24 protein-coding genes are annotated in these 25,611 nt (G+C 64.9%); 12 read left to right on the top strand and 12 right to left on the bottom strand.

Features of this window, described 5'->3' with window-relative positions; genetic code table 11:
* Window positions 1-11: 11 nt before the first annotated feature.
* The 4 genes from EDF57_RS02585 to EDF57_RS02570 all read left to right on the top strand — a co-directional run bounded on the left by EDF57_RS02585 (window position 12) and on the right by EDF57_RS02570 (window position 3,362).
* Window positions 12-659, top strand: coding sequence for a PadR family transcriptional regulator (locus EDF57_RS02585; RefSeq protein ID WP_243840841.1), 648 nt, complete (start codon window positions 12-14; stop codon window positions 657-659).
* Complete coding sequence (locus tag EDF57_RS02580) at window positions 656-949, top strand: DUF2218 domain-containing protein (RefSeq protein WP_134092975.1); 294 nt, start codon at window positions 656-658, stop codon at window positions 947-949. The genes EDF57_RS02585 and EDF57_RS02580 overlap by 4 nt, the downstream gene beginning before the upstream one ends.
* Before the next feature lie 176 nt (window positions 950-1,125).
* The gene (locus EDF57_RS02575) at window positions 1,126-2,760 is read left to right on the top strand and encodes a lysine--tRNA ligase (protein ID WP_132262977.1); all 1,635 of its coding nucleotides are present in this window, start codon (window positions 1,126-1,128) and stop codon (window positions 2,758-2,760) included.
* Window positions 2,761-2,780: 20 nt separating this feature from the next.
* Window positions 2,781-3,362: a DUF1003 domain-containing protein gene (locus tag EDF57_RS02570; protein WP_134092974.1), complete on the top strand. Its 582-nt coding sequence runs from the start codon at window positions 2,781-2,783 to the stop codon at window positions 3,360-3,362.
* A gap of 126 nt (window positions 3,363-3,488) precedes the next feature.
* On the opposite strand, the gene EDF57_RS02565 is transcribed toward EDF57_RS02570, so the two are convergent.
* From EDF57_RS02565 to ettA, 3 genes are all read right to left on the bottom strand, one after another.
* The gene (locus EDF57_RS02565; RefSeq protein WP_134092973.1) at window positions 3,489-4,154 is read right to left on the bottom strand and encodes a 2OG-Fe(II) oxygenase; all 666 of its coding nucleotides are present in this window, start codon (window positions 4,152-4,154) and stop codon (window positions 3,489-3,491) included.
* 112 nt (window positions 4,155-4,266) lie between these two features.
* Window positions 4,267-5,298, bottom strand: coding sequence for an RcnB family protein (locus tag EDF57_RS02560; RefSeq protein WP_243840840.1), 1,032 nt, complete (start codon window positions 5,296-5,298; stop codon window positions 4,267-4,269).
* A gap of 225 nt (window positions 5,299-5,523) precedes the next feature.
* Window positions 5,524-7,197 (bottom strand): energy-dependent translational throttle protein EttA, encoded by a 1,674-nt coding sequence (gene ettA / locus EDF57_RS02555; protein ID WP_132262972.1) that lies wholly within the window; start codon window positions 7,195-7,197, stop codon window positions 5,524-5,526.
* Window positions 7,198-7,509: 312 nt separating this feature from the next.
* Here ettA and EDF57_RS02550 point away from each other — a divergent pair, with 312 nt between their 5' ends.
* Window positions 7,510-8,898 (top strand): M28 family peptidase, encoded by a 1,389-nt coding sequence (locus EDF57_RS02550; protein ID WP_134092972.1) that lies wholly within the window; start codon window positions 7,510-7,512, stop codon window positions 8,896-8,898.
* Between the two features lie 145 nt (window positions 8,899-9,043).
* Here the strand turns inward: EDF57_RS02550 and EDF57_RS02545 are convergent, their stop codons facing one another.
* From EDF57_RS02545 to EDF57_RS02535, 3 genes are all read right to left on the bottom strand, one after another.
* Window positions 9,044-9,946 (bottom strand): CoA ester lyase, encoded by a 903-nt coding sequence (locus EDF57_RS02545; protein ID WP_134092971.1) that lies wholly within the window; start codon window positions 9,944-9,946, stop codon window positions 9,044-9,046.
* Window positions 9,947-10,303: 357 nt separating this feature from the next.
* A complete protein-coding gene (locus EDF57_RS02540; RefSeq protein WP_134092970.1) occupies window positions 10,304-11,209 on the bottom strand; it encodes an SDR family NAD(P)-dependent oxidoreductase in 906 nt (301 codons plus the stop codon).
* A gap of 42 nt (window positions 11,210-11,251) precedes the next feature.
* Window positions 11,252-11,989 carry a TetR/AcrR family transcriptional regulator gene (locus tag EDF57_RS02535; protein ID WP_243840839.1) on the bottom strand — a complete coding sequence of 246 codons (738 nt, stop codon included), beginning with the start codon at window positions 11,987-11,989 and terminating at the stop codon, window positions 11,252-11,254.
* Here EDF57_RS02535 and EDF57_RS02530 point away from each other — a divergent pair.
* The 7 genes from EDF57_RS02530 (at window position 11,972) to EDF57_RS02500 (ending at window position 19,459) form a co-directional block, all read left to right on the top strand.
* Window positions 11,972-13,423 carry a hypothetical protein gene (locus EDF57_RS02530; RefSeq protein ID WP_243840838.1) on the top strand — a complete coding sequence of 484 codons (1,452 nt, stop codon included), beginning with the start codon at window positions 11,972-11,974 and terminating at the stop codon, window positions 13,421-13,423. The genes EDF57_RS02535 and EDF57_RS02530 overlap by 18 nt on opposite strands.
* On the top strand, window positions 13,420-14,838 hold the full coding sequence (locus tag EDF57_RS02525; protein ID WP_134092969.1) for an acyl-CoA reductase: 1,419 nt from the start codon (window positions 13,420-13,422) through the stop codon (window positions 14,836-14,838). The genes EDF57_RS02530 and EDF57_RS02525 overlap by 4 nt, the downstream gene beginning before the upstream one ends.
* A 134-nt stretch (window positions 14,839-14,972) precedes the next feature.
* Window positions 14,973-15,203: a biotin/lipoyl-containing protein gene (locus tag EDF57_RS02520; protein WP_132262960.1), complete on the top strand. Its 231-nt coding sequence runs from the start codon at window positions 14,973-14,975 to the stop codon at window positions 15,201-15,203.
* A 75-nt stretch (window positions 15,204-15,278) separates the two neighbouring features.
* Complete coding sequence (locus EDF57_RS02515; protein ID WP_132262958.1) at window positions 15,279-15,821, top strand: peroxiredoxin; 543 nt, start codon at window positions 15,279-15,281, stop codon at window positions 15,819-15,821.
* A gap of 189 nt (window positions 15,822-16,010) precedes the next feature.
* Window positions 16,011-17,138: a peptide chain release factor 2 gene (prfB, locus tag EDF57_RS02510; protein ID WP_132262956.1), complete on the top strand. Its 1,128-nt coding sequence runs from the start codon at window positions 16,011-16,013 to the stop codon at window positions 17,136-17,138.
* A 74-nt stretch (window positions 17,139-17,212) separates the two neighbouring features.
* Window positions 17,213-17,977 (top strand): class I SAM-dependent methyltransferase, encoded by a 765-nt coding sequence (locus tag EDF57_RS02505; protein WP_132262954.1) that lies wholly within the window; start codon window positions 17,213-17,215, stop codon window positions 17,975-17,977.
* Between the two features lie 75 nt (window positions 17,978-18,052).
* Window positions 18,053-19,459: a nitronate monooxygenase gene (locus tag EDF57_RS02500; RefSeq protein ID WP_132262952.1), complete on the top strand. Its 1,407-nt coding sequence runs from the start codon at window positions 18,053-18,055 to the stop codon at window positions 19,457-19,459.
* Window positions 19,460-19,561: 102 nt separating this feature from the next.
* Here the strand turns inward: EDF57_RS02500 and EDF57_RS02495 are convergent, their stop codons facing one another.
* The 6 genes from EDF57_RS02495 to ilvC form a co-directional block, all read right to left on the bottom strand.
* Complete coding sequence (locus EDF57_RS02495) at window positions 19,562-20,425, bottom strand: GGDEF domain-containing protein (protein WP_134092968.1); 864 nt, start codon at window positions 20,423-20,425, stop codon at window positions 19,562-19,564.
* A 242-nt stretch (window positions 20,426-20,667) separates the two neighbouring features.
* Window positions 20,668-22,341: a 2-isopropylmalate synthase gene (gene leuA / locus EDF57_RS02490; protein ID WP_134092967.1), complete on the bottom strand. Its 1,674-nt coding sequence runs from the start codon at window positions 22,339-22,341 to the stop codon at window positions 20,668-20,670.
* Between the two features lie 301 nt (window positions 22,342-22,642).
* Complete coding sequence (locus EDF57_RS02485) at window positions 22,643-23,272, bottom strand: TMEM175 family protein (RefSeq protein WP_134092966.1); 630 nt, start codon at window positions 23,270-23,272, stop codon at window positions 22,643-22,645.
* 108 nt (window positions 23,273-23,380) lie between these two features.
* Window positions 23,381-23,707 (bottom strand): I78 family peptidase inhibitor, encoded by a 327-nt coding sequence (locus EDF57_RS02480; protein WP_134092965.1) that lies wholly within the window; start codon window positions 23,705-23,707, stop codon window positions 23,381-23,383.
* A 72-nt stretch (window positions 23,708-23,779) separates the two neighbouring features.
* Complete coding sequence (locus EDF57_RS02475) at window positions 23,780-24,436, bottom strand: YceI family protein (RefSeq protein WP_134092964.1); 657 nt, start codon at window positions 24,434-24,436, stop codon at window positions 23,780-23,782.
* Between the two features lie 110 nt (window positions 24,437-24,546).
* Complete coding sequence (ilvC, locus tag EDF57_RS02470) at window positions 24,547-25,566, bottom strand: ketol-acid reductoisomerase (protein WP_132262940.1); 1,020 nt, start codon at window positions 25,564-25,566, stop codon at window positions 24,547-24,549.
* Window positions 25,567-25,611 lie beyond the last annotated feature (45 nt).

The following is a 25,611-nucleotide window of genomic DNA, read 5'->3' as shown; positions in this document are numbered from 1 at the left end:
AAGAACACGGCATGCGCGGGCGCGGCGGCTTCGGCATGGCCCGCGGACCGTTCGGCCGCGATGGCGACGGGTTCGAAGACGGCTTCCCCGGTGGCCGAGGACGGGGTCGTGGCGGCCGCGGGGAAGGCTTCGGGGGCGGTTTCGGCGGCGGTTTTGGTGGCGGCTTCGGAGGTCGCCCCGGTGGCGGTCGCCGCAAGCGGCTGTTTGATCAGGCCGAACTCCAGGTGCTCCTGCTTGCGCTGATCGCAGAGGCGCCGCGCCACGGTTACGACCTGATCCGCGAGATCGAGACGCTGTCCGGCGGCGACTATGCGCCGAGCCCGGGTGTCGTCTATCCGGCGCTGACGTACATGGAGGAATCGGGGCTGATCGCTCCGACTGCCGAGGAAGGTTCGCGCAAGTCCTATGAAGCGACCGAGCAGGGCCGGACCCAGGCCGATGCCGATGCCGAAAAGGCCGCTGCCCTGAAGCTGCGTCTCTCGGCCCTGGCCGAAGCACGCGAGAAGGTCGATCCTGCCCCGGTCCGCCGCGCGATGCATGCGCTGAAGATCGCCATGTTCGACCGTCTCTCCAAGGACGGTGCCAATCGCGAGGTGATCCTGCAGATCGCCGATGCCCTCGACGAGGCGACCCGCAAGATCGAAAGGATCGAAAGTTGAGCACGATCGCAGCCCGCGTGCCCACGGAGAATGGCGGCAAGTACGTCCGCCAGCTCTGCAAGCACTGGAGCCACAAGCTCCAGACCGAAGTCGAAGGCGATACCGGCACGGTGACCTTCCCCACGGCCGTTGCCACCATGGCGGCCGACGGGGAGGGCATCTCCATCGCCATCACCGGCGAAAACCGCAGCGATGTCGAGGGTTTGACCGACGTGGTCGCCCGCCACATCGACCGTTTCGCCTTCCGCGAGGCGCCGCTGGCCTACGATTGGCAGTGGCGGGAAGATTGAACTCATACCGCATCCCGGGGGCGATCCGGGACTGCTGGTCCGGGCGCGCTTTGCCCTTCGCGAGGCGCTTCCGGGCCGATGGCGGCTGCCGATCGAGTCCGGGGCGCGGCAATTTCACAGACCGTGCTTGCGCCTTCGCCCTTGCGAAATGCGCGCTTTTCGCCAAAGAGCGCTGCATGACTGAACAAGCCCTGATCGAAGCCGCACGCGTATCCAAGGCCTGGCCCTTCCAGGAGGCCCAGAAGCTGCTGAAGCGTTTTCCTCAGGGCAAACCCGGCGGCGCGCCCGTGCTGTTCGAGACTGGCTACGGTCCTTCGGGCCTGCCGCATATCGGCACGTTCCAGGAAGTTCTTCGCACCACCCTCGTGCGCCGTGCCTACGAAGCGCTGACGGGCGGCGCGCCCACGCGCCTTGTCGCCTTTTCGGACGACATGGACGGGCTGCGCAAGGTGCCGGACAATATCCCCAACGCCGAAGTGCTCGCCGCCAATCTCGGCAAGCCGCTCAGCCGCATTCCCGATCCTTTCGGCCATGAAGGCGAGCAGGGGCATGAGAGCTTTGCGCATCATAACAATGCGATGCTGCGCGATTTCCTCGACCGTTTCGGTTTCGACTACGAATTCGTCTCGGCCAGCGATCGCTACAATTCCGGTGCCTTCGATTCCGCGCTGACGCGGGTGCTGGAGTGCAACCAGGCCATCCTCGACGTCATGCTCCCCACCTTGCGCGAGGAGCGCCGCAAGACCTATTCGCCGGTGCTGCCGGTTTCGCCCACCAGCGGCGTCGTGCTGCAAGTGCCGGTCGAAGTGCTCGATCCCGCCACCGGCCTGATCCGTTTCACGGACGAGGACGGCACCGTGGTCGAACAGTCGGCCTTTGGCGGCAAGGCCAAGCTCCAGTGGAAGGTCGACTGGGCGATGCGCTGGTATGCGCTGGGCGTCGATTACGAAATGTGCGGCAAGGACCTGACCGACTCGGTCACCCAGTCCGGCAAGATCGTGCAGGTTCTGGGCGGCCGCAAGCCGGAAGGGCTGATCTACGAACTGTTCCTCGATGAGAATGGCGAGAAGATCTCGAAGTCCAAGGGCAACGGCCTCACCATCGAGCAGTGGCTGACGTACGGCACCGAGGAGTCTTTGGGGTTCTACCTGTTCCGCGAACCGAAGAGCGCCAAGCAGCTGCATGTCGGCGTGATCCCCAAGGCTGTGGACGAGTATTGGCAGTTCCGTGGCAATCTGGCCGGACAGGCGCTCGACAAGCAATTGGGCAATCCGGTCTGGCACCTGCTGCGCACGGCGGGCGGCAACCAGGGCGAGGCCACGGAAGGCGCGGGCGATACCGTGCCGGTGACGTTCTCGCTGCTGCTCAACCTGGTGGGCGTGCTGGGCGCCGATGCGACGGCCGACCAGGTCTGGTCCTACCTTGGCAACTATGTGGCCGACGCCACGCCCGAGGCGCACCCGGAACTCGGCGAGATGGTGCGGGCTGCGCTTGCCACCAACCGCGATTTCATTGCGCCCACCCTCCAGCGCCGCGCGCCCACCGCCAATGAGGCGGAAGCGCTCGCCGTGCTCGATGCCGAACTGGAAAAGGCCGGCCCCGAAGCCACGGCAGAAGCGCTGCAGAACGTGGTCTACGAGATCGGCAAGAACGAGGCCTATCAGTTCGAAAGCCTGCGGGACTGGTTCAAGGCGCTTTACGAAACGCTGCTCGGTTCCTCGCAGGGACCGCGCATGGGCAGCTTCATTGCGCTCTACGGCGTGCCGGAAACGCGCAAGCTGATTGCCGAGGCTCTTTCCGCGGCGGGCTGACGTCGGGGGTCGAGGCGGCGATGCACAAGGATCCGCGAACGCCCGAGGAACTTGCCGAAGAGTTGCTCGGGCGCAATTTCGCGGAACTGGGAGGCGAGGAGCAGCGCGTGCTCTGCCGCATCGCCTCGGGCACGGTGATCGGGCTGGATGCCGACGAACTTGCTGCAACCCATGCCACCCGTGCGGACCGTCTGGCCGATCGGGTGGCGGCGGTGGGTGGCAGCTGGGGCTTCATCATGGCTTTTGCCGTGGTGCTGCTTGGCTGGATGCTGCTCAACAGCACGATCCTCCAGGCGCTGGGCATCAGGCCCTTCGACGGCTACCCCTATATCTTCCTGAACCTGATGCTCTCGATGCTGGCCGCGATCCAGGCGCCGGTAATCATGATGAGCCAGAACCGCCAGGCCGACAAGGATCGCATCACGGCGCGCCACGATTACGAGGTGAACCTCCGCACGCAGTTGGAGATCATCCGGTTGCACCGCCGTTTCGACCGGTTCGCCGAGTATTTCGAAGCGCGTCGCTCTGCCGAAGATGGCAAGGAATGCCAGGCGCCGAGCGGCAGTCAGTCCCAAGCCGACGGCGGCCATACCTGCGGATAGTCTTTCGAACGCCAGCCTCGCAGTCTCTCGCTGTGTCGGTCGGTACCAGTCGCGCGGGAAGACAGTCGCGAAAGCGGCCGACACCTCCCTGCCAATGCCGGTCATTAGGGAAGTTAGCCTCGGACCTCAGCGCCAATGGCGTGCCCGGAACCACTTCGTCACGACATATTTGACCCCGCTCACCACCGGGCGCGCCGCGTGCATCGTCAGCGGGTTGGGTGTGCCGTCCGGAAGCGCATTGTTCCAGATCAGCAGCGATCCCGCGGCAGGCGCGACCTTCAGGTCGAGATGGACGAAATCCGTCGTTCCGCCTTCGTCCACGGCGTTCAGGTAGACCATCGCCGTCCAGCTGCGCTGGCCGCCGTTGCGGCTTTCGTGCCCCCAGTAGGGGGCATCGGTGTCGAACCAGTCCCAGTGATCGTGGTAGAATTCGCCCCGGTGGTAGCGCTGGCCCTGCGTGGACTCGCCGTGGCCGGGATCGATTCCGGTCAGCTTGCAGAGCCGGGCATCGAGCGAGCGGACGATCCGGTCGCGGGGGTTGATGTCGCCCGAGAAGCTGGTGCGGTAGCCGTCCCAGTCGTCCTCGTCGACGAGGCGCGAAGGGCAGGCGACGCCGTCGATCAGGCCGATGACATGGCGGCAATGCGCCTCGCTGAGGAATTCGGCGGCTCTGTAGATTTCCGCACCTTCCACGGGAAAGCGAGAAAAGGCAGTGTTTCCGGCCAGGCGCTCGCGCACCGAGATGCCGATCCTGGCCAGGGCGTCGCAGTCAGGATGGGCGGAGTTCGGCATCGTCCGGCGAGAGTACCGGCGCCTTGCCGCGGATCAATCGCACTGCCTTAGGAAACTGTGGCTGACTTGCGAAAAGAGCCCCCGGATCGCGAAATCCGGGGGCTCCATCGTGTTACCAGAAGAAGTCGTAGATCACGTCCACCACTTCGCCGGAGTAAGTGTCCACCAGCAGCACGTCGTCATAGTAACGGACCCAGCGATAGGCGCCGTAGACGGGCGGCAGGCGGTACTGCCAGGGATCGTCGAGCCAGTAGTTGTTGCCGTAGAACATCGAACCCAGCGTGAAGCCGATGCTCAGGCGGCGATAGGCGTAGCCGCGATAGGGCGCGTAGTAGCCGCCGATATGGTAGACCGAGCGGTTGCGGTCGCGATAGCGCTGCCAGTCGTAGCGGTTATCGCGGCGCCAGTCGTTGCGGTCCCAGCGGCGGTTGTCGTTACCGGACCAGCGACGATCGTCGTCGCGGCGATCCCGGCCCCAGGCGTTGCGGTCCGGGCGATTGTCGTTGTTGTTGTTCCAGCGGCGGTCGTTGTCGCGGCGGTCCTTGCCCCAGGCATTGCGGTCGGGCCGGTTGTCGTTGCGGTTGTCGTTGTTCCAGCCGGGACGGTTCTCGCCCGGCCGAACGTCCGGACGATCCGGGCGATTTCCGCCATTCCAGCGACGGTCGTCGTTGCGGGACGACCCACGCAGGTTATCCGGCGTGGCGCCGTTGTTCCAGCGAACGTCGGAAGTCCAGCTCGGATTGCCGCGCACGACACCGCGATCGGGCCGCTGCGACTGGCCCGCCTGCTGGGGCGGACGGGCATCGTTTCCGGGGCGACCACCCTGCGGCGCCTGTTGGGGCTGCTGACGCTGCTCACCGCCGCGCCAGGCCGAAGGGCGCTGGGCTGCCTGCGGACGCGGCATTTCCGGCCGAGCCTGCTGGGGTTGCTGACGGGCCTGTTGCGGCTGGGGCGCAGGGCGATAGGCGCTCCCGTTGCCGCCCTGGCGTTCTCCGCCGCTGCGGCCTTCGCTGCGGGCGCGTTCCTGCCGGGGCTCCGCCATGGCGGCGGCCGGAAGGGTGAGCGCGACGGCAGCGACTGCCATGGCGCCGAATGCGCCGGCCGAGAGAAGCCTTCTCGCCTTCAGTGTATGTTCCTTCTTCATTTTCCGGTCTCCAAAACCGGATTTGCCGCCCGGCGATGACGGTTCATCCTAATGCATACCCCTAGGGGAAATGCACTGTCGGAATGGTGAACCGGGATGTGGCTATTTGTTCATGTTCGATCGCGCTGAAATGAACAAAGCCGCCGACCGGCTTTCCCGGACGGCGGCTTTGGATCTTTCAGCCTTGCGCCATGAACCGGCGCGTCGGCTTCGAGCCTCTGCGGGTCAGCGCGTCAGCTTCTTGTAGGCCAGACGGGTCGGACGGTCGGCCGCATCGCCCAGGCGGCGGCGCTTGTCTTCTTCGTAGGCCTCGAAGTTGCCTTCGAACCATTCGACGTGGCTGTCGCCCTCGAAGGCCAGGATGTGCGTGGCCAGACGGTCGAGGAAGAAGCGGTCGTGGCTGATGACCACGGCGCAACCGGCGAAGTTCTCGATCGCTTCTTCCAGCGCACCCAGCGTTTCGACGTCAAGGTCGTTGGTCGGTTCGTCGAGCAGGAGCACGTTGCCGCCCAGCTTCAGCATCTTGGCCATGTGGACGCGGTTGCGTTCACCGCCCGAGAGCTTGCCGACGTTCTTCTGCTGGTCGGCGCCCTTGAAGTTGAACGCGCCGACATAGGCGCGGGTCGACATCTCGTGCTTGTTGACGGTCATGTAGTCATGACCCTCGGAGATTTCTTCCCAGACGTTCTTCTTCGGATCGAGGTGGTCGCGGCTCTGGTCCACGAAGCCGAGATGCACGGTCGAGCCGATCTCGATCGAACCCTCGTCCGGCGTTTCCTTGCCAGTGAGCAGCTTGAACAGCGTCGATTTGCCGGCGCCGTTCGGGCCGATCACGCCGACGATGCCGCCCGGCGGCAGGATGAACGAGAGGTTCTCGAACAGCAGCTTGTCGCCGTAAGCCTTCGAGATGTCCTTGACCTCGATGACCTTGCCGCCGAGGCGCTCAGGCACCTGGATGACGATCTGGGCCTTGCCGGGCTTGCGGCCGGCCTGGGCATCCTGGAGCTGTTCGAACTTGCGGATACGCGCCTTCGACTTGGTCTGGCGGGCGGCTGGGGTCTGCCGCATCCACTCCAGCTCGTCCTTGAGCGCTTTCTGGCGGCCGGATTCCTCGCGGTCCTCCTGCTCCATGCGCTTGGCCTTCTTCTCCAGGTAAGTGGAGTAGTTGCCTTCGTAGGGGAAGTACTTCCCGCGGTCGAGTTCGAGGATCCAGTCCACCACGTGGTCGAGGAAGTAGCGATCGTGGGTGATCATCAACACCGCGCCCGCGTATTCCTTGAGGTGGTTTTCCAGCCATTCGACGGATTCAGCGTCAAGGTGGTTGGTCGGTTCGTCGAGCAGCAGGATCGACGGCTTCTGGATCAGCAGGCGGGTGAGGGCCACACGGCGCTTTTCACCGCCCGAGAGCTTGTCCACCGGCCAGTCGCCCGGCGGGCAGCGCAGCGCTTCCATCGCGATTTCGAGCTGGTTGTCGAGCGTCCAGCCATCGACTGCGTCGATCTTGTCCTGCAGTTCGCTCATCTCGGCGCCGAGCGCTTCGAAATCGGCGTCTTCCTCGCCCATTTCCATGCCGATCTGGTTGAAGCGATCAACCATGTCGGCGGTCGCGCGCGCGCCGTCCTTGACGTTCTCGAGGACGGTCTTGGTCGGGTCGAGTTCCGGTTCCTGCTCCAGATAGCCGACGGTGATGTTCTCACCGGCCCAGGCTTCACCCGTGTAGTCGGTGTCGATGCCGGCCATGATCTTGATCAGGGTCGACTTGCCCGCGCCGTTCGGACCAACGATGCCGATCTTGGCACCCTGGTAGAATTGCAGGTTGATGTCGGACAGCACCGGCTTCGGAGCGCCGGTGAAGGTCTTGGTCATGCCCTTCATGACGAAGGCGTATTGGGCAGCCATCGGTTTCCTCTGGAAATAGGATCTGGATCGGATAGATTTGCGGCCCGCTCTACAGGCGCGCGGGCCTGTTGCCAAGGGCAGCGGCCCCGGCGCCCCTGGCAGTAGCCATTGGCAGTGCCGGGCGCGTGACGCGGCGGGTTACATATGAGAACAAGATTGTGCCGCGACGGCGAAGTTTCAAGCCGTCATGAAGCGGCGGCCCGCCCGGTCGCGCCCGCACCCGGCCTCCACTGCGCCGCCGCGGCCCGAACCTCATCAGGCAATCGGGATGGACCGGTTGGCAGGAGCGGCAGGGCGCGTTACGCATCTGTCATGCAACGCAGATTCTCCCGCGCGGCGCTTCTCGCCGTCTCTCCGCTCCTCGTCGCCGCTCCGCTGCTGACGTGCCCCGCACAAGCCACCCCCGCCGAGGGTTCGGGCGTCGCCTGGGAGATCGTGGAGGGCCTGACCACCGAGATCGGTCCCCGCCTTGCCGGATCGCCGCAGGAAGGACAGGCGCGCGCCTGGGCCGAAGCCAGGCTGAACGCCCTGGGCTTCCAGAACGTCAAGGTGGAACCGTTCAAGACCCTCGCCTGGACGCGCGGCGAAGAGCACGCGAAACTCACAGCGCCTTACGCGCAGCCGCTGGCCATTGCCGCGCTGGGCATGTCGACGCCCACGCCGGCCAAGGGCCTCCAGGCCGAACTCGTCTATTTCCCGACGCTCGACGCGCTGCGCGCGGCGCCGGACGGCTCGCTGAAGGGCAAGGTGGCCTTCGTGGACCATGCGATGCGGCCGGCGCAGGACGGCTCGGGATACGGCCCTTATGGCGACGTGCGCCGCCGGGGACCGTCGATCGCATCGCAGAAAGGCGCTGCTGCCATCGTCATCCGCTCGGCCGGCACGGACAACCATCGCAATCCGCACACGGGCGTCACCGTGTTTGCCAAGGGTGTGACCGGCATTCCGGCTGGCGCCGTCTCCAATCCCGATGCGGACCTGATCGCGCGCATCGCTGGGCGCGGCAAGCCGATGAAGATAGATCTGACCCTGCTCGGCAAACCGTTCCCGGATGCTCCCTCGGGCAACGTGATCGCCGACCTTCCGGGCCGCGACCCCTCGCTGCCCAAGATCGTGCTCGCCTGCCATCTCGATTCCTGGGACCTGGCGACCGGCGCCATCGATGACGCCTCGGGCTGCGGCATCGTCACGGCCGCGGCACTGGCTGCGCAGAAGGAGGGCAAGACCCTGCGCACGATCCGCGTGCTCTGGGCCGGAAACGAGGAAATGGGCGTCACCGGCGGCGGCAGCAAGGCCTATGCCGAGATGCATGGGGACGAGCCCCATGCCGTGGCGATGGAAAGCGATTTCGGGGCGGACAAGGTCTGGCAGTTCCGCCTGACGCTCGCCGACAGCAACCAGGCGATGGCGGAACGGATCAAGGCGGCGCTCTGGCCGATGGGCATCGTCTATCACGAAGGCGCGGCCACGGGCGGCGCCGATGTCTCGGGCATCATCGGCAAGCAGGAACTGGCCGTCGTCGATCTTGGGCAGGACGGCATGCACTATTTCGACTTGCACCACACGCCGGACGATACGCTGGACAAGGTCGATCCGGCGGCTCTTCAGCAGAACGTGGATGCCTGGACGGCCGTGCTGAAAGTGATCGCCAACGAGCCCGGCGCGATCGCGCGGGTGCCAGGTTCGAAGGGAGAAGGCTGACGGTTTGGCGAGGCGACGATCATCGTCGCCTCGCTATCGACCAGGCTGATCTCGTCCAGGCCTCGTTATCCTCGCCAGGGCAAGGATCCCGTTTCTTTCCGACAGCTGGCGCGGCCTCCGATTTAGCGCATGCACCGCCGCTTTCTTACCTCATGCCGCCGATCTGCCTTGCGATCTCCACCAGCCGCCGTGCCTGCTCCAGATGCAGCAGTTCGGTCATCTTGCCCTCGACGCGGATAGCGCCCTTGCCCTGGTTTTCCGGCAGGGCGAACGCCTCGATCACGCCCCGCGCCCAGTCCAGGTCGGCTTCGCTGGGAGAAAACACCGTGTTGCAGGGGTCGATCTGGGCGGGGTGGATCAGGCTCTTGCCGTCGAAGCCGAACATCAGGCCCTGCCGCGCCTCGGCCTGGAATATGTCGAGGTCGCGAAACTCGTTGCAGACGCCGTCCAGGATCGACAGGCTGTGGCTGCGCGCGGCGGCGACGGCCATGGCCAGGAACGGCAGGAACGGCGTGCGACACGGCGTGAGCTGCGCGCGCATTTCCTTGGCGAGATCGTTGGTGCCCATGATCCACAAGGAGAGCCGAGTGCTCCGGGCCATGGCGGCCATTGCGGGAAGGTTGCCGACGCTCTCGCAGGTCTCGATCATTGTCCAGAGCTGCATCCGCGGCGCCGCGCCGGACAGGGCGGCGTGATAGCGTGCGATGTGCTCGGGCGAATCCACCTTGGGCACGAGCACGGCATCGGCCTGCGAAGCGGCGATGGCGGCCAGGTCCGCGGCGCCCCACTCGGTGTCGATGCCGTTCGCGCGAATGGCGACCTCGCGCTGTCCGAAACCGCCTTCCGCGACGGCGGCAATGGCGGCGGCGCGAGCGGCCTCCTTCGCTTCCGGCGCGACGGCGTCCTCAAGGTCCAGCACGACCATGTCGCAGGGCAAGGTGCGCGCCTTGGCGACGGCCTTGGCGTTCGAGGCGGGCAGATAGAGGGCGCTGCGCCGGGGACGCTCCGCGCCATGGCGCGTGCCAGTATCAGAGGAAGAGACGGTCATCGGGCAGGGCTCCTCGCAGTTGGCGGAGGCATTGCGGAGCCGGGCAGGCAGGTCAAGGCTCACGGCGCTTGACGTCGGTCGAGACCCCCGCAGCGATGGAGGCGCCCGAGAAAAAATTCGCCTTGAATGTTGCTACAGGGCTGACGGGTAGTGCAAACGTTTGAAAGTTCGTGTAGCAGCGCGCCGTCGTATTCGATCGTTCCTCCTCCTCCACGATCGAAGAACGCGCGGGCCGGAACTTTTCGGCTCACGCTGCGATAGCCCTTTACGGGTCGCACAGCCGTCCCGCGACCGCTTCACGAAGAACCGGCGCGGGACGGTTTTTTAACGGGGGACCCGTTGCGGAATGCCCCGGCCTCATAGGGTCAGCGGCGCTTCCAGCACTTGCTCCAGAATGCGCTCGCTTTCCTGCCAGAGTTTTTCCGCTTCGAAATCGTCCAGCGCCTGAAGGGCCGGCGTTTCCTCGGCAAGATCGTGGAAGTAGTGGCCGCCCTTGCCGCCCAGATCGGGATCGGTCGCCAGCCAGACGATCGTGCGGGCCGGCTGTTCCGGCGCGGCGCATTCGTTGGCGGCCATGTAGGCCTGCATGGCCTCGTCCCCGTGGCTGGCGAAGTTGGAGCCGACGCGGCCCGGATGCATGGCAAGGGCGACGATTCCCTTGTCGATCAGCCGGCTGTGCAGCGCCCGCGTATGAAGCAGGTTGGCGAGCTTGGCCTGGCAATAGGCCGTGCCGGGCTCGAAGGCGGCCTTCATCATGAGGTCGTACCAGCGCATGCCGGCGCAGGCCCGGTGGCCGCTGGAGGAGACGGCGATTATCCGCACTTGTCCCGGCGGGGCATCGCCGGCCGCGCGTTCGAGCAAGGGTTGAAGTTCCCGGGTGAGCAGGAACGGTGCCAGGTGGTTGGCCGCAAAGGTCGCTTCCAGTCCTTCCGAAGTCGCGTGATATCCGTCGCGGACACCGCCCACATTGTTGACGAGCACGTCGACCCTGTCCGTGAGCGCGCGGATTTCTCCGGCCACGCGGCGGACCTCATGCATTTCCGAAAAGTCGCCGCGCAGCATGTCGACGCGGGCGTTTTCTGAGCCTGCCGCCCGAATTTCGGCCTCCGCGTCTTCACTGCGCTTGCGGTCGCGGCCGGTGCCGATGACGTGCCAGCCCATGCGGGCGAAAGCCGCGGCGCTGGCCCGGCCGATCCCGGAACTCGCCCCGGTGACGACGACGCATCGCTGGCGGACCTCGGGCTGATCGTCTTCTTGCGGCATCGTTCTGTTCTCCCTGATGAAATCCGGTTCGGCGCGGCGCTCTCAGCGTGGGAGAGCGCCCTTGAGGAACAGCCTCACGGCGAAGCGAACCCTTCGGTCCACATCCTGCGCCGGAAGCTCGTTCCCCGAAATCAGGAAACGTACGGGGGCGCTGACCACCATGCTCATGAACACCGTGGACGAAAGCATCGCGTCCTCGATGGCCAGGCGCCCCGCGCGGGTCTCTTCGTCCAGGATATCCGCGAGAAACCGCACGGTGGGGAGGGCGGCGATCTCGTAATAGGTCTGGAAGATGTCCGGAAAGCGGTAGGCCTCGGTGTTGATGAGGCGCTGGAGTTTCACGCCCTCCGGCGACCCTGCGAGCTGGATGCGCAGCATGGCGATGCCCACGAGCGTCTCTTCCAGGGTATCTGCGCGGGTCGCCGCGATGGTTTCGGCACTGGCGGCGCGGCGTTCGGTCCCCCGCTGGATGGCGGCGCGGAACAGGGAGGCCTTGTCCGGATAGCGGGCATAGACGGTGCGTTTCGTCATGCTGACTTCGGCGGCCAGTGCCTCGATCGTCGTCGGCTCGAACCCTTTGTCGAGGAAACGGTCGAAGGCGCAGTCGAGCAGCTGCGCATGACGCGCCTGGGCCTGTTCGCGGGTGGGCCGACCGGCGCGGACGGGCGAGGGCGGGGCGTCGGTGACAGCGATGCGCTTGGGTTGGATCGTCTCGGGCATCTGGCCATTCGAGCCGATCGCGCTTGCGCTGCCAAGAGGATCGTGAATAATGATACGCATGAGTTGTCATTAATCGAGTCGCGCGGATCTGTCCACTGGAGGCGGAGCGCACGGCGATCCGGGAGAGAACGAATGGGTGAAGCCGTCGACAGGCTCATGGCGCTGGTCGCCGATCCGCAGCGTTTCAGTTTCAGTGCCGAGGAACTGCGCGCAACGCAGGTTGCCGCGCTGGATGAGCGCTTTCAGGAGCGGAAGGATCGCATCAAGCTCTTGGCTCTGCGTGCCCGCGATGCCGGGATCGATAAGATTGGGTCCGTGGCGGACATGGTGCCGCTGCTGTTCCCGCACACCGCCTACAAGTCATATCCCGAGAGCTTTCTGATGGAGGAGCGCTGGGACCGGCTGACCAAGTGGCTCGGCACGATCTCGCCTTATCCGATCGAGGGGCTGGACCTCGAAGATGTCGAGGGCATCGACGACTGGATCGAGCGGCTGGCGGCGCTGGGTTATTTCATCTCCTGCTCCAGCGGCACCACTGGCAAGTCGGCCATGCTGATCGCCTCGGAGAAGGACATGGACTGGTCGAAGATCGATACGGTCAACGTCTTTGCCTGGGGCTCGGGCGTGGTTCCGGCGCAGGATCGCGTGATCGTCGGCTGTGCGCCGGTGGCGACCGTGCCCAAGAATGCGACGATCGCCCAGGCGCAGTATGAGGCTTTCGCCGATCCTTCCGCGCCGCGCTGGCATTATCCGGTGCCTCCCATCACTGTGGGCTCGCTGACCGCGATGGTGGTGATGCGCAAGAAGATCGCCGAAGGTACGGCCCGTCCCGACGAGATCGCCGCTTTCGAGGAAACCTCGGCCGCGCGTGCCAAGGCGGTCGCCGATGCCATCCCGGCGACGGCGCAGTTCATCATCGAAAACCGTCATCGCAAGCTCCAGCTTTCGGGTCTGTGGAGCGGGCTGTGGCAGGTCGCCAAGGCGGTGCGTGATGCGGGCTATGGCCGCGCAGACTTCGATCCGGACAACTCGATCTATGTCGGTGGCGGGCTGAAGCGCGCACAACTTCCCGATGATTATCAGGAATATGTCTTCGATACCTTCAACATTCCTGAGGATCGCCACTTCCAGAATTACTCGATGCAGGAACTGAATTCTGGCATGCCGAAGTGTCGCGAGGGCGGGCGCTATCACGTGCCGCCGTGGATCGTTCCGGTGCTGCTCGACAAGTCGGGCGATGCTCTTGTCGAGGGGGCCCTCGACCACACTTCAGGTGAAATGGAAGGTCGCGCCGCGTTCTTCGATCTGTCGCTCGACGGGCGCTGGGGCGGGGTGATTACCGGCGATCGGATCTCGCTCGACCATGGCCCCTGCAAGTGCGGCAACCATGGTCCTTCGATCCGCGACAACATCGTTCGCTACGCGGATCTGGAAGGGGACGACAAGATAGGCTGCGCGGGCACGGTCGACGCCTATGTGCGAGGTGTAGCATGAACTCCGTGACGCAACATGCTGAAAACGAAGAACTCGTTTCGGCTCCGTTCTTCCTGCGCGGTGAGGTGCTGCACGGCACCGATGTGGTCCAGACCTCGCGTGACCTTGGCGTGACCTTCGCGACGCCCAGGATACCCTTTGATCGCGCCGTGCCGCCGCGCACCGAAGTGCCGCCACTGCTGAACGTGCCGCTGGCGGAGATCATCGATTTCCTCGTCGAGACCGGCCAGCGCCTCACCGCTCCCGACAACGACCACATGCAGGAATGCATCGAGCGGATGTGCCGCACGCACATCCTGCCGCGTGCTGTCGTCGAGAATACCGCGCGCCATGCCGCGGCCTATCTCGACAAGCGCGTGCTGATGGCGGAAGTGGAGCAGAACTTCCCCGATCCGCGTGCGCTCGATGAGTGGGTGCCGAAGCAGGACTTCACTGGCCGCAAGAGCTTCGTGCGCGCCTTTGCGCCGCGCCTGATCCATGTGCTCCCGGGCAATTCGCCGGGCGTGGCGGTGAAGTCCGTGGCGCAGGGATCGATGGTGAAGGGCGTGAACCTGTTCAAGATGAGCAGCGCCGATCCCTTCACCATGGTCGCGATCCTGCGGACCATGGCGGATATCGATGCGAACCATCCCATCGTGCGCTCCATGTCGGCCGTTTACTGGCGCGGCGGCGACGATGCGACGGAGCGCGTGCTCTATCGTCCGCAGTATTTCGACAAGATCGTCGCCTGGGGCGGCGGCGATGCGATAAACAACGTTATCAAGTATTTGGGGCCTGGTTTTCAGCTCGTTTCCTTCGATCCCAAGACCTCGATCTCGATGATCGGGCGTGAGGGGCTGGTTGATGAGGCGACGGTGGATCGCGTGGCGGACCTTTGCTCCACTGACGTCATGACGTTGAACCAGGAGGCCTGCGTCGCCAGCCGCTTCCAGTTCGTGGAGGGCAGTGAGGAGGAAGTGGACCGCTTCTGCGAGCGCCTTCATCACCACATAGCCCGCCGCGCAGCGGAAAGCGGCGACGTGCGCCCGCTCGATCGTGACATGCGCGAGGCAGTGGACACGATGACCTTGATGGACGACGAATACGGCGTCTGGGGGCGGACCGACGGCAAGGGTCTTGTCATCCGCTCCGAAGAGCCGGTCGACTTCCATCCGATCAACAAGACCGCCAACGTCGTGCGGGTGGACAGCCTTGATGAAGCGGTGAAGTGGATCAATGTCGCCACGCAGACGGTGGGCTTCTATCCCTTCGACCGCATGGCCGATTACCGCGACCGGCTGGCCGCCGGCGGTGCGCAGCGCGTGGTCCATCTGGGCGAGGCGGGGCCTTCGACGATCGGCAATCCGCACGATGCGATGTATCCGCTTCACCGCTTCGTCCACTGGATGGCGCATGAGGATGGCAAGCCAGATTGAGGCTCTCATATCGCCGGCGCGGATAGCGGGGTGGGCGGCTTGCCTGCCCCGCGCCTTGCGCTAGTCAGAATGGCAAATCGCCGTGATGGGGCAGGGGCCTCGGGCACGCGAAATCCTGGAGGACTGGAAGTACCATGGCCGTTGAAATCCTGCTCCCGAAGATCGGTTTCTCGATGCAAGAAGGCCAGGTTGCCGAATGGCTGGTCGGCGATGGCGCCGCCGTGACCGAAGGCGAGCCGCTGTTCTCGCTGGAAGCTGACAAGTCCACTAATGAGGTGGAGGCGCCCGCCTCGGGCACCCTGCGGATCGTCGCAGCGGTGGGTGAGACCTATGAGGTTGGCACGGTGCTCGGCTACATCGAATAAGCGGCAGGAACGGAGGCGCGATCGGGGCCGGGAAGGGACTGGACAGGTCCCTTTCCGAAGTTCAGATTGCCCGCCATGCGCAAGATCCTGCCCGCCGCCATCGCGGCTCTCGCCCTCGCTGTTTCCGCCGGTGCCGCTCAGGCAGCATTGCCCGTCGGAGCCAAGGCTCCCGCGTTCTCGACGCAGGGCGCGAAGGGCGGCAAGGTCATGGCCTTCGACCTCAAGGCGGCGCTGAAGAAGGGGCCGGTCGTGCTCTACTTCTATCCCAAGGCCTTCACGCAGGGTTGCACGCTGGAAGCCCATGCGTTCGCCGATGCGACCCCCGATTTCGCCAAGTTGGGCGCCACCGTGGTGGGCATGTCGGCCGATGACCTGCCGACGCTGCAGAAGTTCTCGACCGAAGCCTGCCGGGACAAGTTCGCCGTCGCCGTCGCCACGCCGGCGATCACCAAGGCCTACGATGTCGCGATGAAGCGCGAAGGCGTGCCGGCCGGCATGACCGACCGCACCAGCTACGTGATCGCGCAGGACGGGCGCATCGTCATGGTCCATTCGGAACTCGACTACCGCGACCATGTGAAGCTCACCCTTGAGGCCGTGAAGAAGCTCAAGGGCTGAGGGCCGCGCTGATTGCAGCGGGCTGAGGCGGCCTGGAACCTCCACCGGGTGAACAACCGCACTCCAGCCTTGAACAGCACCCCCATAGGCGGGTAAGAGCGCCGTTTCCGCGCGCCACTTTGCTCGCGCGCTTTACATATGCCGTCGCTGCGCTATGCGCGCGCTGTCGCTTCTTGGGAGTTTCAAGTCATGCGTGCCGAAGGGCAGGCCCACATTGCGCGTATCGAGAAGGCCCTCGCGCTGGTCCGCAAGTTCCTCGATTGGGACCGCGCCCTGCGCCGGTTCGACGAGCTGAACGCGCGTGTCGAAGACCCCACGCTTTGGGACAAGCCCAAGGAAGCGGAAGCGGTGATGAAGGAACGTCGCCGCCTTGAAGCTGCGATCGGTGCCGTGAACGATATCGGCCGCGAAATGCAGGACGCCATCGAGTTCGTCGAACTGGGCGAGATGGAGGACGACGAGGATACCATCAACGAAGGTATCGCCACGCTCGCCGCTCTTGCCGAACGCGCCGACCAGGACAAGGTGACCGCGTTGCTTTCCGGCGAGGCCGACAGCAACGACACGTATCTCGAAGTCCATGCCGGTGCCGGCGGGACGGAAAGCCAGGACTGGGCCGAAATGCTCCAGCGCATGTACACGCGCTGGGCGGAGCGTCACGGCTACAAGGTCGAACTGGTGGACTACCACTCGGGCGAAGCCGCGGGCATCAAGAGCTGCACCCTGCTGATCAAGGGCGAGAACGCCTATGGCTATGCCAAGACCGAAAGCGGCGTCCATCGCCTGGTCCGCATCAGCCCTTACGACAGTTCGGCGCGCCGCCACACCAGCTTCTCCTCGGTCTGGGTCTACCCGGTGATCGACGACAGCTTCGAGATCGACATCAACCCGGCGGACCTGAAGATCGATACTTATCGCGCTTCGGGTGCGGGCGGGCAGCACGTCAACACCACGGACTCGGCAGTGCGCATCACGCACGGTCCGTCCGGCATCGTCGTCGCCAGCCAGATCGACCGTTCGCAGCACAAGAACCGCGAAATCGCGATGGGCATGCTGAAGGCGCGCCTGTTCGAGGAAGAGATGCGCAAGCGTGAGGAAGCGGCCAGTGCCGAGCACGCCAGCAAGAGCGACATCGGCTGGGGCCACCAGATCCGGTCCTACGTTCTTCAGCCCTACCAGCAGGTGAAGGACCTGCGCACCGGCGTCGTCTCGACGGCGCCCGGTGACGTGCTTGACGGCGCGCTCGACCCCTTCATGGCCGCCGCGCTTTCGCAGCGCGTGACGGGTGAGAAGGTCGAAGTGGAAGACGTCGACTGAGATCGGTAGCGGAATTCGAACCCGCGCTTCGGCAGCGATTTTGCCAAGCGCGGGGCGAACCGCTAAAGGGCCGCATGCGCTTGTCCTTCCCCCTTTCCTGCCGCTCCGCCCTGGCGGTGTCGACGCTCGCGCTCGGCCTGGTTTTGGGGGGGTGCCACCGCGAGCCGGTCGACGAATCACGGGCCGAAAGCGCGCGCGCCTTTCCGGTGGCGGACCGCCCGGTTTCCAGGACGCCCGACGGCGCCGTCGGCACCGAAGTCCAGCGCGATAGCCTGAACGAGGCGCAAGTCGTCATGGACCTGGCCAGGATCGAGCCGGGCATGAGCGTTGCCGATCTCGGCGCGGGTGAAGGCTACTACACGGTTCGCCTGGCCCAGCGCGTCGGCACCAAGGGCCGTGTGCTGGCCGAGGATATCGACCGCGCGGCGAACGAGCGGCTGGGCAACCGTGTGATGCGCGAGGAACTGGAGAACGTCTCCATCAAGCTCGGCACGCCGGACGATCCGAAACTGCCGGAAAACAGCTTCGATCGCGTCTTCCTGGTTCACATGTACCACGAAGTGACGGAGCCTTACGCGTTCCTCTGGCATTTGCGGCCTTCGCTGCGCGAGGGCGGGCGCGTGGTCGTTGTCGACGTCGATCGCGCCAGCGACAGCCACGGCATTCCGCCGCAACTCCTTTTCTGCGAATTTGCGTCCATGGGCTTTCGTTTGACGGAATTTGTCCGTAAGCCGGAGCTCCAGGGCTACTACGCACAGTTCGAGGTCGCCGGTCCGCGTCCGGAGCCGGCAAACATCGTACCTTGCCGGATATCCGGCAACACCATGACGCAAAAGTAGTGCGTCAGTAGCACAGGGCGTATACAGGGCCGCTGAACCGGCGTGCCTCACGCCGGGGGAAAGACGAAAGAGAAAATGGGTTTCAAGGGTCTCAAGCCGATTGTCTATGGTGGACGCGAAGTCTGGCCGCTCGTTGAGGGCGGCAAGGGTGTTGCCGCGACCAACCACATGAGTTCGGGCGCCTGGGCGGCGGCCGGCGGCATCGGTACGGTCAGCGCCGTCAATGCCGACAGCTATGATGCCGAGGGCAAGATCGTCCCGCAAGTCTACAACGCCCTTACCCGCAAGGAGCGGCACCAGGAACTGATCGACTACGCCATCGACGGCGCTGTCGAGCAGGTTCGCCGTGCCTACGAGATTTCCGGCGGCAAGGGCGCGATCAACATCAACGTCCTGTGGGAAATGGGCGGCGCTCAGACCATCCTCGAAGGCGTTCTGGAGCAGACCCGCGGCATGGTCACGGGCGTGACCTGCGGTGCGGGCATGCCTTACAAGCTGTCCGAGATCGCGGCGCGCTTCAACGTCAACTACCTGCCGATCGTCAGCTCCGGCCGCGCTTTCCGCGCGCTGTGGAAGCGCGCCTATCACAAGGTGCCCGATCTGCTGGGCGCGGTGGTCTATGAGGATCCCTGGCTCGCCGGCGGCCATAACGGCCTGTCGAACGCCGAAGATCCGCTCAAGCCGGAAGATCCCTATCCCCGCGTCAAGGCGCTGCGCGACACCATGCGCGCGGAAGGCATTGCCGACACCGTACCGATCGTCATGGCCGGCGGCGTCTGGTTCTTGCGCGACTGGGAAAACTGGATCGACAATCCGGAACTGGGCTCGATCGCCTTCCAGTACGGCACGCGCCCGCTGCTGACGCACGAAAGCCCTATCCCGCAGGCGTGGAAGGACCACCTTCGCACTCTCGAACCGGGCGACGTGCTGCTGCACCGTTTCTCGCCGACCGGGTTCTATTCCTCGGCGGTGCGCAACCCGTTCCTGCGAAATCTCGAGGCGCGTTCGGAGCGCCAGATTCCCTACTCGAAGGTCGAGGCCGGCGAGCATACCGTGCGTCTCGACGTCGGCGTGAAGGGCAAGAACTTCTGGGTCGCGCCCAAGGATCTCGACCGCGCGCGTTCGTGGTCGGCGCAGGGCTTCACCGATGGCCTGCGCACACCGGACGACACGATCATCTTCGTCGATCCCGCCGAGCGCGACGATATCCGCAAGGACCAGGCCGACTGCATGGGCTGCCTGTCGCATTGCGGCTTCTCCTCGTGGAAGGACCATGACGACTACACCACCGGCCGTCTCGCCGATCCGCGCAGCTTCTGCATCCAGAAGACGCTCCAGGACATCGCTCACGGCGGCCCGATCGACGAAAACCTGATGTTTGCCGGCCATGCCGCCTACAAGTTCAAGCAGGACCCGTTCTATTCCAACGGCTTCACGCCGACGGTGAAGGAACTGGTCGATCGCATCCTGACCGGCGACTGATCGCCGCGGGAAACGGACCGATAAAGAAAAAGGGCGGCTCTCGGGCCGCCCTTTTTTGTTTCCATCAGCCGAATTCCGACCTTCGGATCCGGCCGTCCTGCGTCAGGAGCCTACTTCCTGCCCGGCAACCGAGGCGGCGCGGCAGGTCCGGTCGCGGCCCGAGCGCTTGGCTTCATAAAGGGCCTCGTCGGCAGAGTGCAACGCGGCCTCGATGTCTTCGTCGTTCCAGCAGCAGAGGCCGGCTGAGAAAGTGATGGGGCGCCCATCGACGGTGCCGATCGGCTCCTCGCGCATGCGGGCGGCGAGCCGGGCAAGTGTCCAGTCCGCTTCGTCCTCGATGCATTCGTGGAACAGGATGGCGAACTCTTCGCCGCCCCAGCGAGCCACCATGTCGGCGCGGCGTATCTGTGAAGAGAGCCGGTCCGCGAATGCGCAGAGCACCCGGTCGCCTTCGTCATGGCCGAGCCGGTCGTTGACTTGCTTGAAGAAGTCGATGTCGACGATGGCCAGGCAGCCTTTGCGCTGGTGGGGGGGCAGGGCCTGGACCTGCTCCAGGAAGCCGCGACGGTTGGCGATCCCGGTGAGGGGGTCTTCCAGTGCCGCGATGCTGAGGTCTTCCATCTGTGCGCGCGTGGCGGTGGCTGCGCGGTGGACGCCTGCGTAAAGCGTCTGGATCACGTCCCCCACTTCAGGGAGCGGTGCGCCGTCCTCTTCCTTCGGATTCAGGGCGGCCGCCAGGGCATGGATCGGATCTAGCAGGGCCCCTATGCCGAACAGGGCGAGGGCGGTGCCCAGGACCGTCGCCAGGGTCAGCAGGACGAATTCGAACAGGGCGATCCGCCCGGTCGACAGGCCCCAGGCGCAATAGCCGATCAGCGGAAGATGAGTGGCGAGGAAGCAGATGGCAAAGATGCGCAATCGCAGCGAGCGCGGAAATATGAAGGACGTTGCGAGGTAGAACTGCATTCAGGCATCCCGGTTCTCGTTAGAATTGCCGGAAAAAATTGTCGACGGTTCTAAACGGTTCCTAAAAATTCATCGTTAATTTGCGTACGCAAGATGAGCCGTGCGACCTCCATGGCCGGTCGTTTCGCTCCGTTCCCTGTGCACATAACGACTGAGGCGGGAGTCCGCAGACCCCCGCCTCAATCGATTTCAACTCATTCAATTCAACGCATTGCCGAAAAGGCCGGAGCGTGGAGGGATACTCAGCCACGCACCGTGTTGGCAGCGCTCAGCACGGCGCGGACACTGGCGGTCGCCACGTCCTCGTCGATGCCGACACCCCAGATCACGCGCCCATCGGGCGTCACGCATTCGACATAGGCGGCGGCGCGGGCGTCAGTGCTCTTGCCCATCGAATGCTCGGCATAGTCGCGCACGTCGAGCGTCACGCCGAAGCTTTCCGCCAGGGTCGCGGTGACCGAGGAGATCAGGCCGTTGCCGCGACCGGATACCGACTGCTCCCTGCCGTCGACGCCGATCTTCCCGGCGAAGACGCGGGTGCCGTCGGCGGCCTTGGCTTCTTCCCAGTCGATCAGCTGGAAGTGCTGCGGATCGTCGATGCGATAGGCCTTGCGGAACACGTTCCAGATGTCGGCGGCCTGGAGTTCGCGGCCGAGTTCGTCGGCCAGTTCCTGGACGTGCTTCGAGAAGTGCGCCTGCATGCGCTTGGGCAGCTTGAGGCCCTGGTCCTGCTCGATAACCCAGGCGAAACCGCCCTTGCCGGACTGCGAGTTGACGCGGATCACCGCTTCGTAGTCGCGGCCGAGATCGGCCGGGTCGATCGGCAGGTAAGGCACGGCCCAGATCTCGTCGTTGCGCTTTTCCTGCGCCGCGAAGCCCTTCTTGATGGCGTCCTGATGGCTGCCCGAGAAGGCGGTGAACACCAGTTCGCCGCCGTAGGGATGGCGTTCCGCGACCTTGAGCTGGTTGCAGTATTCCACCGTCTGGATCACTTCGTCGATGTCCGAGAAGTCCAGCTGCGGGTTCACGCCCTGCGTGTACATGTTCATCGCCACGGTGACGAGGCAGCAGTTGCCGGTGCGCTCGCCATTGCCGAACAGGCAGCCCTCGACGCGGTCGGCGCCGGCCATGAGGCCCAGTTCGGCGGCAGCCACGCCGGTGCCGCGGTCGTTATGGGTGTGCAGCGAGATCACGGCCGATTCGCGGTTGGGCAGGTTGCGGCAGAAATACTCGATCTGGTCGGCATAGACGTTGGGCGTCGCTGCCTCGACCGTCGCCGGCAGGTTGAGGATGATCGGGTTTTCCGGCGTCGGCTGGAGAATTTCCATCACCGCCTCGCAGCACTCGATTGAGAAATCGAGTTCGGCGGTGGAGAACGTCTCGGGCGAGTATTCGAACTGCCACTGGGTGCCGGGATACTTCGCCGCCTGGTCGCGCATGATCTTGGCGCCGTTTTCAGCGATGCCGCGGATCTCGTGCTTTTCCATGCCGAACACCACCGTGCGCCACAGCGGCGAGACGGCGTTGTAGAGGTGGACGATCGCGGCGTGAACGCCTTCCAGGCTCTCGAACGAGCGGGTGATCAGGTCTTCGCGCGACTGGGTCAGCACCTGGACCAGCACGTCTTCGGGAATGCGGTCGTTCCTGACGAGGCCGTTGATGAAATCGAACTCGGTCGCACCCGCGCTCGGGAAGCCGACTTCGATCTCCTTTAGGCCGACCTTGACCAGCAGGTCGAAGAAGCGGTTCTTCTTTTCCGCGCCCATCGGGTCGATCAGCGCCTGGTTGCCGTCGCGCAAGTCGGTCGAGAGCCAGCGTGGCGCCTTGGTGATGACCTGCGAGGGCCACTGGCGGTTCGGCAGGTCGATCTGCGGGAAGGGACGGTACTTGACCGAAGGGTCTTTCAGCATGGTCATGGGTAATCTCGCTCGGAAATGATCTTCGTGTCGCTGGCTTGTTGCCATTGGCTAGCCTGCTTGCGTCTTGCCGGCCTGCGTTTGGCCGGTCTTTGCAGGTCCCCTTGAGCGCCGAGCGCGCCGCAGGACCGACGCGTCACCTCACGCCCAAGGGCGGATAAGTCGCAGGGTTAGGCCAAGACGAAGGGTCATGGCGCTGCCTATGGGCATTCGGGCCGCCGAAGTAAAGCGAAAAGGGCGCCCGCTTGCGGCACGGCCGATCCCGCGCGCAGCTATCCCGGTGCGCAACAAACTGTCGCGGTCAGGAGCCGGCGGGCGGATGGCGGTCGAGGAACAGCCGGTCGAGCACGCTCCAGGGCAGCATCCAGAACACCGCGACCAGCGCCGCGCAGGCAATGCCGAGCCAGGGGGAAAGAAAAGTCAGCGGAAGGCCGAGCGCATAGACCACCGAGGCGGCGATGCCCTTGCGATGTGAGGCTTTGTGATAGCGCCGGCTCGCCACGTTTTGCGCGCCGGTCGCCGCGATCCGGCCCTGGAGCAGGATATAGGCAAGGGCCGGTGTCAGCATCGTCACCAGATAGAGCAGCGTGGCCTCGCGGCTGAAGTGGTGCTCTCCCAGGTAGGCGGTGGAGAAGGGGATGAGCGACAGGGTGAAGAGCAGCAGCATGTTGGACCAGAGCAGTCCGCTGGTCACCAGCCGCGCATGGCCGAGCAGGCGATGGTGGTTCACCCAGTAGATCGCGACATAGGCATAACTCAGCACATAGGCGATGAAGATCGGCCAGAGCGACCAGAGCGCGCCGAGGCCCTCGGTTACCGGGGTCTTCAGCTCCAGCACCATGATGGTGATGATGATGGCGATGACGCCGTCGGAAAAGGCCTCGACACGGGTGAGGCCGTCCTCGCGGTCTATTTCGTCTGCTTCGCTCATCGGGCGTCCCTGTTCAGATCCTGGCCGTTTCAATTCGGCAAAGACGTCCGGCCGAGAAAGAGACTTGGCCGACAGGGACGCCCGGATCAAGATATCGCTTGGTATGGGTCAGGTGCAGGTGAAGCCCTTGATCTTGCCGTCCTCATCCACCTGGACGTTCAGGCGGTCGGGCCGATAGTCCATGGTCACGGCCATGCCGGGCTTCAGGACGCGCATCGGCTTGTCGCCGCGCCATGCGGTGATCTTGGCGATCACTTCGTCGCTGGCGGGCTGGCCCACGTAGGAGGCAAGCTGGTCGGCGCCGCAGCTGGGTTCCATCGACGGCGGCGGTGGGCTGGCATCGGCCACATTGTCGCTCCCCGTGCCGGTGCAGCCGGAAAGGGCGGCTGCAAAGGTGAGGGCGGGGGCAATGGTCGCGAACAGTCTGGCCTTCATGCCGGTCTCCTTTCGGGGTGTGTGCTCCCGCGACTATGGCCCATCCGCCGTGAACGGTCGATGACGCCCGCGTTACTGCTTCTCGAACGCGGCGTTGATGACGAGCACGGTCTCGTCCGAAACGACCGGGACGTACTTCGTCACGCCGAAGTCCGAACGCTTGATGATCGCGCGGGCCAGGAAGCCGACCGAATCCTTCTTGCTCATCGGGTTCTGCGCGGCGCCGAAGAAGCGTGCCATGATGGTGATCGGCTTGCTGACGCCGTGGAGCGTGAGGGTACCGTCGATCGCGGCGGCATCGGGACCGCGCGGCGTGACCGAAGTGGCGACGAACGTCGCGGTGGGGAACTTGGCGGCGTCGAGCCAGTCTGCGCTGCGCAGTTCCTCGGTCAACTTGTCGCTGGTGGTCTGGACCGAAGTGACCGGGATGGTGACGTTGAGCTTGGTGGCGGCAAGGTTCTTGGGGTCGAGCGTCATCGAGCCGCTGGCGCCGGAGAACGTGCCCGCGAAAGGCGAGATTCCCATGTGGGAGACGCTGAAGGTGACCTGGGTGTGAGCAGGCTCGACGGCGTAAGTGCCCGCCTTGACGTCCGCGGGGGCGCCGGCGCCGTGGAGCATTTCCATCCGTTCGCGGCCGCCGCCCGGGCCGCCGGGCCCCGGCTGGGCGATGACGGGGGCCGCGAGAGCGGCTGCGGCGGCGAGGACGAGGGGAATATGGATGCGGCGCATTGGGTATGCTCCCGAAAAAGAAGAGGCGGCGCATTTCTGCGCCGCCTCCGAACCTTCGTCAAACGCGAAATGCGTAAGAGAAATCAGTTCTCTGCCTTGAACCTCAAGGCTTAGTTCTTCGCCTTGTCGACCAGGGCGTTGGCGCCGATCCAGGGCATCATGGCGCGCAGCTTCGAGCCGGTTTCCTCGATCGGGTGACGCTTGGCGGCGATGCGCGAAGCCTTCAGTTCCGGCTGGCCGGCGCGGTTGTCGAGCACGAAGTCCTTCACGAAACGGCCCGACTGGATGTCTTCCAGAACGCGCTTCATTTCCTTCTTGGTTTCTTCGGTGATGATGCGCGGGCCGGTCTTGATGTCGCCGTATTCGGCGGTGTTCGAGATCGAGTAGCGCATGTTGGCGATGCCGCCTTCATACATCAGGTCGACGATCAGCTTCAGCTCGTGAAGGCATTCGAAGTAGGCCATTTCCGGCGCGTAGCCGGCTTCCACCAGCGTTTCGAAGCCGGCCTGGACCAGCGCGGTGGTGCCGCCGCAGAGCACGGCCTGCTCACCGAACAGGTCGGTTTCGCATTCCTCGCGGAAGTTGGTCTCGATGATGCCCGAACGGCCGCCGCCGACGCCCGAAGCGTAGGCCAGGGCCACGTCCTGCGCATTGCCGGTCACGTCCTGGTGGATCGCGACGAGGCAGGGCACGCCGCCGCCCTTCACGTATTCGCCGCGAACGGTGTGGCCCGGGCCCTTTGGCGCGATCATGATCACGTCGATGTCGGCGCGGGGTTCGATCAGGCCGAAGTGGACGTTCAGGCCATGGGCGAAGGCCAGCGCTGCGCCGGGCTTCATGTTCTCATGGATGTCGGCGGCGTAGATCGCGGCCTGGTGCTCGTCGGGCGCCAGGATCATGAGCACGTCGGCCCATGCGGCCGCTTCGGCGTTGGCAAGCACCTTGAAGCCGGCGCCTTCAGCCTTCTTGGCAGAGGGCGAGCCGGGACGAAGCGCGATGGCCACTTCCTTGACGCCCGAGTCGCGCAGGTTCTGCGCGTGGGCATGACCCTGGCTGCCGTAGCCGAGGATCGCGACCTTCTTTTCGGTGATCAGGTTGATGTCGCAATCGGCGTCGTAATAGACCTTCATTGTACTACCCTTTCGACGGCCCGTCCCCGTGAGGCGGGGCCTAAT

Source organism: Novosphingobium sp. PhB55 (assembly GCF_004368805.1).
Classification (GTDB): Bacteria; Pseudomonadota; Alphaproteobacteria; order Sphingomonadales; family Sphingomonadaceae; genus Novosphingobium.
Note: the sequence above shows the minus strand (reverse complement) of the source record. Positions and strands in the feature narration are given on the sequence as shown.